This window comes from Helicobacter pylori (assembly GCF_006440215.1).
GTDB lineage: Bacteria > Campylobacterota > Campylobacteria > Campylobacterales > Helicobacteraceae > Helicobacter > Helicobacter pylori_CS.
In genome coordinates this window covers 25,936-34,250 of the sequence record NZ_VEZH01000016.1, presented here as the reverse complement: position 1 = coordinate 34,250, position 8,315 = coordinate 25,936, and the positions used below count along the sequence as shown (strand labels likewise).

The 8,315-nt window shown below is 39.3% G+C and carries 10 protein-coding genes; 1 reads left to right on the top strand and 9 read right to left on the bottom strand.

Annotated features, from left to right (window positions below; genetic code table 11):
* Nucleotides 1-120: 120 nt before the first annotated feature.
* The 9 genes from FIM44_RS08505 to valS all read right to left on the bottom strand — a co-directional run bounded on the left by FIM44_RS08505 (nt 121) and on the right by valS (nt 7,766).
* Nucleotides 121-273, bottom strand: coding sequence for a hypothetical protein (locus FIM44_RS08505; protein WP_194148154.1), 153 nt, complete (start codon nt 271-273; stop codon nt 121-123).
* Nucleotides 274-330: 57 nt separating this feature from the next.
* Entirely contained in the window at nt 331-1,185 is an 855-nt protein-coding gene (locus tag FIM44_RS07270) for an NYN domain-containing protein (RefSeq protein ID WP_140579572.1), read from the bottom strand.
* A 304-nt stretch (nt 1,186-1,489) separates the two neighbouring features.
* On the bottom strand, nt 1,490-1,846 hold the full coding sequence (rplS, locus tag FIM44_RS07265) for a 50S ribosomal protein L19 (RefSeq protein ID WP_000797699.1): 357 nt from the start codon (nt 1,844-1,846) through the stop codon (nt 1,490-1,492).
* 21 nt (nt 1,847-1,867) lie between these two features.
* Nucleotides 1,868-2,557, bottom strand: a complete 690-nt coding sequence (gene trmD / locus FIM44_RS07260; RefSeq protein ID WP_000672893.1) for a tRNA (guanosine(37)-N1)-methyltransferase TrmD — start codon at nt 2,555-2,557, stop codon at nt 1,868-1,870.
* Complete coding sequence (gene rimM / locus FIM44_RS07255) at nt 2,558-3,103, bottom strand: ribosome maturation factor RimM (protein WP_162979280.1); 546 nt, start codon at nt 3,101-3,103, stop codon at nt 2,558-2,560. It lies immediately after the preceding gene.
* A gap of 9 nt (nt 3,104-3,112) precedes the next feature.
* Nucleotides 3,113-3,466 carry a KH domain-containing protein gene (locus FIM44_RS07250; RefSeq protein WP_001208539.1) on the bottom strand — a complete coding sequence of 118 codons (354 nt, stop codon included), beginning with the start codon at nt 3,464-3,466 and terminating at the stop codon, nt 3,113-3,115.
* Nucleotides 3,467-3,482: 16 nt separating this feature from the next.
* A complete protein-coding gene (gene rpsP / locus FIM44_RS07245) occupies nt 3,483-3,713 on the bottom strand; it encodes a 30S ribosomal protein S16 (protein ID WP_000216132.1) in 231 nt (76 codons plus the stop codon).
* Between the two features lie 73 nt (nt 3,714-3,786).
* Nucleotides 3,787-5,133: a signal recognition particle protein gene (gene ffh, locus FIM44_RS07240; RefSeq protein ID WP_140500319.1), complete on the bottom strand. Its 1,347-nt coding sequence runs from the start codon at nt 5,131-5,133 to the stop codon at nt 3,787-3,789.
* A gap of 14 nt (nt 5,134-5,147) precedes the next feature.
* Nucleotides 5,148-7,766, bottom strand: coding sequence for a valine--tRNA ligase (valS, locus tag FIM44_RS07235; protein ID WP_194148717.1), 2,619 nt, complete (start codon nt 7,764-7,766; stop codon nt 5,148-5,150).
* Between the two features lie 137 nt (nt 7,767-7,903).
* Between valS and fliW the strand changes: the two genes are divergently transcribed.
* Nucleotides 7,904-8,311: a flagellar assembly protein FliW gene (gene fliW, locus FIM44_RS07230; RefSeq protein WP_001105852.1), complete on the top strand. Its 408-nt coding sequence runs from the start codon at nt 7,904-7,906 to the stop codon at nt 8,309-8,311.
* Nucleotides 8,312-8,315 lie beyond the last annotated feature (4 nt).

The window sequence follows — 8,315 nt, the reverse complement described above, 5'->3', positions numbered from 1 at the left end:
CAGCTATCCTTGTAAGGTATCAAGCGGCTTTTTAAAGCCCTTGCTGAAACAAGGAAATGAAAGTATAGTCATAGAAAGCTTAAGGTTTGCTTAAACTATAAAAATTTTTGACAAAGTAAGTTAAAATTTTAAAACGATCGGATTTTGAAAAATCTCAATACCACCAACCACCGCCAAAAACACGCACGCATTCCCCATAAATACACCATTAAGTGCTAATTCGCTCCCATTTTCAAAAACCACCCCATAATAGAAAGCAAAAAATGAAATCATGGATTAGAAAAATCCGCTTAAGCTATCTTGACCCTTCCCCTTGGTGGGGGAAGTGCGTTACTTCTTATTTTTAGAGAATTGGTCTTTAAGTGAGCTGTTAAAAGGCTCTTTGGGGGGAAAGTTCTTTTTCTTGGGGGTGTGCTGACTTTTGGGCAACTTGGCTACAATTTCGGCAACACTGCGCTTTCTCACACCGCAAGACTTCTTCAAGTCTGAAGGGACAGAAATGGGGCTTTCTTTAATTTTGGCGATAAAGATCTTGAAGCCTTGTTCGCGAATCTCTTTAAGCACAGGCACAAAATCGGTATCCTTGCTGAACAGCAAAATAGACCCTGGTGGTTTGGTGCAATATAGCTTGGTAATATCGTGCGCCAACAGCGCATCAACTTGTTTTTGACGCAACTTTAAGCACGGTATGGGAATTTTGGCTTTTAGACCATTATGGACTTCTATATCTTCTAACTTATCTATGAATTCAAACATTACCCGACCGACTCGTAATTTCACTTGATTTTGTTGGGCGATCTTGTGGTTGAAAGTTTGCATAATCCCTGATTTATTCGCTTTTTCCTCATATTCTTTAAAATTATTCTTTTTATACTCCTCAAGTTCTTCTTTTTTATTGTTCTTGATTCTAAGTTCAACTTCTGTGAAAGGCTCAGATACATAAAAATAGATCCGTTTCAATTCCTCTTCAGGCTCCAAAAACGAACGGATTAGCGCTAAGAGTTGATCGGGGTTGTTGAAATTGAAATGAGGCTCCTTAAAACGCTCATCCGTTTCTTGGATTGCTTTCAAATCGGATAACAGATTTTGCCAATCCACAAAAATCGTGGTTTCAGTTTTTCCATGTTTTCTCCCAAAATACGAATTTTGCCATAAGGATTGGTTATAGCGTGGGGATCTAGACATGCCTTGTTCTTAAATAAAATAAAGGTTCTGTTCTCATCCAATACAGACACTCAAAGCCTTTTTAAATTTGACAACCAACGCCCCATTAAAGCCAAAAATTCAGTTTAACAGATAGCAGGTAGAGAAAAAAGTTATTGAAATTTTGCCTTAAAAAAACGAACGCTAACGCAAAGTTTTAAAAAGTTGGTAATAAGAGCTAAAAGAAAAACTATTCTTAAAAGAAAGGGTTAAGAACTCATTCTAACCCTTAAAAACCAAAAATGTCCTCCTAATCGGTCTTTTTAAAAAAGAATCTTAACAGAAATTAATGGCGGACTTCTTTAATCCTTGCTGCCTTACCTCTCCTATCGCGCAAGTAGTAGAGCTTCGCGCGACGCACCCTACCCACACGCAACACCTCAACGCTCGCCAAACTTTCGCTATAAAAAGGGAAAATTTTCTCCACGCCGATATTGTTAGCCCCTATTTTACGCACGCAAAAAGTCTTATCCACGCCATTGCCTCTAATCGCAATGCACACGCCTTCAAAATACTGAGTTCGTGTTTTTTCGCCTTCTTTAATGGTGATACCCAATCTCAAAGTATCGCCGGCTTTAAATGCTGGCATGGTCTTGTCTTTTAATTGAGCGTCTTCAAACTGCTGAATGTAGCGATTTTTCATGTGTTTTCCTTAATGTCAATTTCATGATTTGTGCTGTTTGAATAAATCAAGGCGGTAGAATTTCGTCCTTAATTTTGACAAATCAAGTTTCAGTTGCTTTATTTTAGCATGATTTCCTTTAGAATATTCTAAAGGAGCAGGGATTTTATTGATTTCTTTGGATTTAAAAACAGCGTTAGCGAAATTAGGGGCTTCCAAATAATGGTTTTCAAAGCTCTCATTTTCTAAAGATTGGGCGTTACCCAAAACCCCTTGAATGTGGCGAGCGATACTATCTATCAAGCACAACGCCCCAAGCTCGCCCCCTGTTAAAATAAAATCGCCTATACAAAAAACCTCATCAGCACCCAATTCAATAGAGCGTTCATCAAAGCCCTCATAACGCCCGCACACCAAAACGACATGCTTTTTTTGAGCCAAACGCATCGCATCTATTTGCTTGAAAGGCTTGCCCACCGCGCTTAAAAAAATCGTGTGTTTAGGGTTTTTAACAGAATGGAGCGCGTTTTCTATCATCTCAGGGTCTAAAATTTGCCCCGCACCCCCACCAATGAGCGTGTGATCCGCTTTTTGATATTTATTAGCACTAAAATCTCTAAGGTTTAACACTTCTAATTCAAAAAGGTTTTTTTCTAACGCTCTTTTTAAAATAGAATCTTCAAAATAAGGCAAGATGAGTTGCGGGAAAAGGGTTAAAACGCTGAATTTCACTCAACTATTCTCTAAAAGCGTTTTAGCGTTATGGGTGGTTATTTTTTTGTCTTGCAAAAGGATTTCTTTGATATAAAAATCCCTATAAGGGATTAAAAAAATCTTAGCCAAACCTTTTTCAACCAAGTTCAGCGTGGTTTCAACCATGAAATAATCTGTTTGAGAAATCCTTTGGATTTCTATGACTTTTCCTAGAATCTCGTTTTCTTCCACCACGCTAAGCCCTACTAAATCGCAATAAAAAAACTCGCCCTCTTTTAAAACACAGAGTTTCTTGCTCTCTGCTTCGCTCATAAAAAGCCCTAAATTAGTCAGCTCTTTAGCCTTTTCGGGCGTGTGGATAGTTTCTAAAAACAACAGGTTTTTGGCATGTTCATAAGAATGGATCACATAGTCTTTAAAAGAAGAAGCACAAGAGAAAGCGTTCAATGGAGCGACACTCACCTTAACGCCCTTTTTTAAGCACTCTGGAAAATCGCTCTCTAAATGAAGCCTTAGCCCCCCATTAAGCCCCACGCTTTTACCAATCCTACCCACTAAAAGCATGAAAAAAATTCAAGGCGTTTGATCGCCTAAAACATGGGGATTTTTATCACCATTTTTATCATTACTCGCAAAAACAACGATTTTATAAGAAAACCCGTCTTTGGCTTTCACGCCTGAAACGAACGCCTTAATCGCGCTCACCATTTTACCCTCTTTGCCAATCACATGTCCCATGTCTGATGGGTGGGTATAAATCGTGATTTGCTTGACTTTATCTTCTAAAAGCGTGTACTCTACGCTCAAAGCTTGCGGGAAAGACACAACCTTTTTTAAATATTTTTCTAAAAAAGTTGCCACGCAATACGAATAGTCCTTACACTCAGCTTGAGAAAAAGGCGTGTTCAAAGGATCTAATTCGCGCATCTAGCCTCACAAAACCTTAGGCTTTTTGAGAAAGTTTTTCCACCCTCTCGCTCATTTTAGCCCCCACGCCTTTCCAGTAATTCAAGCGCTCCTTATCAATTTTAACATCTTTAGGCTCGCTTAAAGGGTTGTAATACCCAATGGATTCAATCCAACCTCCGTCTCTTCTTTTCCTGGAATCGGTTACCACCACTCTGTAAAAAGGCTTTTTCTTTCTCCCGATGCGAGTGAGTCTAATGACTGTCATTACAAAAATCTCCTAAAATATTCGTATTAAATTTGAGATTATACAACAAAAGCGCCTAAAACATGCTTAAAAGTTAGCGCATTTTAGGGGGCGTTTGATTTTTAGCCTGACTCATTAGATTCATCAAATCGCTAATGCCCTTTTTATTGGTTAAGCGTTTCGCCATTTTGCTCGCTTGATCAAAGCGTTTGATGATGCGATTGATTTCAGACACTTCTAAGCCGCTCCCTAAAGCGATCCTTTTTCTTCGGCTGCCGTTTAAAATCTCGGGGTTTTCTCGCTCTTTTTTGGTCATGGAATTGACCATGGCCTTGATTTTTTTCACTTCTAACGAGCTTTCTAAATCCGTGTCTTTTAACGCACTTGCCATATTCCCTAAACCTGGAATCATAGAGATTAGAGAACTCATAGAGCCTAATTTTTTCACTTTTTCAATCTGGTTTAAAAAATCGTTGAAAGTGAATTGCCCTTTTTTGAGTTTTTTGCTCAAATCTTTGGCTTCATTAGGGTTTAAAACGCTAGCGGTTTTTTCAGCGAGCGAGATAATATCTCCAGCCCCCATCAAACGCCCCACAATCCTTTCAGGCACAAACACATCTAAATCAGGGATTTTTTCCCCACTCCCAATAAAACGCAAGGGTAAGCCTAATTGGTAAGCGATGCCTAAAGCGATACCCCCTTTAGAATCGCTATCAAATTTGCTTAACACCACCCCGCTCACGCCTATTTCTTCATTAAAGGTGTTCGCGCTTTTGACCCCATCTTGCCCACTCAACGCGTCTGCGACATACAGCACTTCATGGGGGTTTAAGACTTCTTTGACTTCTTTTAATTCTTGCATAAGCTCTTTATCAATGGCTAAACGCCCCGCGCTATCCACGAGTAAAACATCAAATTGCGCTTCTTTAGCCCTTTTTAAAGCGTTGTTGGCGATTTCTTTCACGCTTTTATTTTCTTCATGAAACACTTCCACGCCCACCTGTTCGCCCAAAACCTTTAATTGCTCCACTGCCGCTAAGCGTTGCAAATCGCATGCGCATAAAAGCACTTTTTTATTTTTGGTTTTTAAATAATGAGCGAGTTTAGCGGTGGTGGTTGTCTTACCGCTCCCTTGCAAACCTGCCATTAAAACCACGGTGGGGGGCGTTTGAGCGAAAGTGAAACCACTGCTCCCTTTAGCGCTTAAAATTTCTAACAAACTCTTTTCTAAAGCGTCTAAAAATTGCTGCTTACCGATGCCACTAAGTTTAGTCTGACTTTCCACTTTTTTGAGCAATTCTCTAGCGACTTTATGATGCACATCATTTTTTAAAAGCGTTTTTTTCAATTCGTCTAACGCTCTGTCTAGCGCTTTTTCATCATCTTGAAAGCGGATTTTATTGAGCGCGTTTTTAAACCCATCGCTTAATGCTTGAAACATTTTCTATCCTTTGATTATGGTTGTTCTAACAAATCCAATTCTTGCTTGATCTTACTCTCTTTTTCTAAAAGCGTTTTTAAGCTCTCTTTGGCTTTTTCTAGCACGCTTTTAGGCGCGTTTTTGACAAAATTTTCATTGTGTAAGTTGAGTTTTAGTTTTTCTTTTTCCAGTTTTTCTAACTGCTTTTTTAAACGAGCAACCAGTGGGCTTAAATCAAGATTTTCTAAATCCGCATAAGTTTGGCAAAATTCCCCCACATCGCTCACGCTTTTTAAAGGCTTATAAGTTATCACGCTGACTTTTTCTAACCTCGCTAATTTTTGGGCGTAAGTTTGCAAACGCTCTGTGTTTTCTATTTTTTCCCTCAATCCCACGCTCGCTTCTTTTAAAACAATCGGTGGGGTTTCTAGCATGATTTTCAAACGCCTTAAAGACACGATACAATCCTTAATCACTTCAAATTCATGCTCTAATTTTTCATCTCGCGCCAAATCTTTAGGGTAAGGCATGACCATAATGGAGCATGTGTTTTCTAGTTCCGTGTTACTGAGCTTGTGGTATAAAGACTCGCTGATAAAGGGCATGAAAGGGTGCAAGAGTTTTAAAGCCTCTTTTAACACGCTCCCTAATTCGTCTATCGCTTCATTTTCCACTTTAGAAAATTCAATGAACCAATCGCAAAATTCCCCCCACAAAAAGCGGTATAACAAAGTCGTAGCGTCATTAAAACGATAATTGTCTAAAGCGTTACGCACCTCTTTAGTAACAAGATTCAAACGCGATTTCGCATAACGCCCCAAAGGCGTTTGGTATTCGTTCAAACGCTCTTTATCTTTAAAAGATTCTTGTTTGAGTTTCAAGTAACTCACCGCATTGAAAATCTTGTTGGCGAAATTCTTGTTATTTTCTAAATGCGTAGTGGAAAGCTTAATGTCCCTGCCCGTAGCGCACAAATTGGCTAAAGTGAAACGCAAGCTATCTGCGCCGTATTTTTCTATCATCTCTAAAGGATCGATCACATTACCTTTAGATTTGCTCATTTTTTCACCTTTTTCATCCCTCACTAAGGCGTGCAAGTAAATCTCTTTAAAGGGCAGTTCGCCTAAAAGCGACTCGCTGCAAAAAAGCATTCTGGCCACCCAAAAAAAGAGGATGTCAAACCCGGTAATGAGCGTTGTGTTAGGGTAGAAATCTTTCAAATCGTTTTCATTAAACAAACCGCTTTTTTCTTGCCCCCACCCCAAAGTAGAGAACGCCCATAGCCCTGAACTAAACCATGTGTCTAGCACATCTTTATCTTGCTCTAGTGTTTCACTCTTACAAGTAGGGCAGTTTGAAGGGGTGTCTAGGCTTACAAACTGGTGGTCATTTTCACAAGTAAATACCGGTATTTGATGCCCCCAAAACAATTGCCTGCTGATACACCAAGGGCGTAATTCCCTCATCCAAGCGTTATAATTATTGATCCAATTAGAAGGGTAGAATCGCGCTAAACCTTGTTGGATCTTTTCAATAGAGCTTTGAGCGATTTCAGGCTTGACAAACCATTGTTTAGACACATAAGGTTCTACCACATTATGGCAACGATAGCAATGCCCCACTTGATGCGTGTGTTCTTCTATTTTTTCCAATAAGGCGTTTTCTTTTAATCTTTCTACGACCTTATCTCTAGCTTCTAATCGTTCTAAATTTTCAAACTCCCCACAATGCGCGTTTAAAATCCCCTTTTCATCAAAGATTTTAATCGTTTCTAAATGGTGGCGTTTGCCCACTTCGTAATCGTTAAAATCATGCCCAGGGGTAACTTTCACACACCCTGTGCCAAACTCCATTTCCACATGTTCATCAGCGATAATAGGGATTGTGCGATTGATTAAAGGCAAGATCGCTTTTTGCCCCACTAAATGCTTGTATCTCTCATCATTAGGATTGACCATGAGTGCGCTATCGCCAAACAAGGTTTCAGGGCGTGTGGTAGCCACCACTAAATAATCTTTTTGATTTTCTAAATAATATCTAATATAATACAACGCCCCCTTACGCTCTTCATACTCCACTTCAATATCGCTTAACGCCCCATCTTTAGTGCACCAATTCACCATGTAATTATCTTGAACGATGAGGCCTTTTTCATACCATTTCAAAAACGCCAATTTAACCGCTCTTTGCAAGCCCTTATCCATCGTGAAACGAGTCCTAGAAAAGGCCGCGCTCACGCCTAAACGCTTCATTTGCTCTAAAATCGCTCCCCCGCTCTTTTCTTTCCACTCCCACACTTTTTTAATGAACTCTTCACGCCCTAAATCTTCTTTTTTAATCCCTTGACTTAAAAGTTGCTTTTCTACGACATTTTGCGTCGCAATGCCGGCGTGATCCAACCCAGGCTGATACAAAGTCTTATACCCGTCCATGCGTTTGTAACGTGCTAAAATATCTTGCAAGCTTAAAGTCAAAGCATGCCCTATGTGTAAAATACCGGTCACATTAGGAGGGGGCATCATCAAGCAAAATCGTTTGCCTTTTTCTTGGATTTTTTCATTGCCATCAATTTCAAAATACCCCCTATGAGAGCAAATTTCATAAATCTTTTTTTCTATCTCTTGGGGTTGGTAGGTGGTGGGTTCTTGTTTCATTGTTATTATTATCCTAAAATAGAGCGTTCTTTCAAAAATGGTTGGATTTTGGAACGCCTTTTGCTTTTACGCTTTTAATTGTTGCGTATTTTTTCAAAATTATACAACAAAGCATTTAAATTAAAAAGGATAGTCCAGTGAATTACTTTTTAAAAGCCCCTATTTTAGGATTTGAGCATATCAACGAAGTGCGTTTGGAAAAAATTGATTCCTTATTCAGCCGATTAATTGGTCAAACCAATTCACCCATGGCGTTGGATATGGTCTTAGTGAATCCTTATTGTTTGAGGGAATACAGCTTTGTGATACCCAAATACATAGAATTACTGCTAGAATTAGATTCCCATTCCAAAGTTGAGGTGTATTGCGTGGTCGTGTTACAAAAAAATTTAGAAGATTCTATGGTTAATTTCTTAGCCCCCTTAGTGTTTAATTCCAAAAATGGCTTTGGCGCTCAAGTGGCGCTTTCTATGATGGATTATCCGGATTTTGGCTTTAGAGATCCTTTAAAAAGCTTTGTGGTTAAAGAAAGAGAACGAGCGTAAGGGT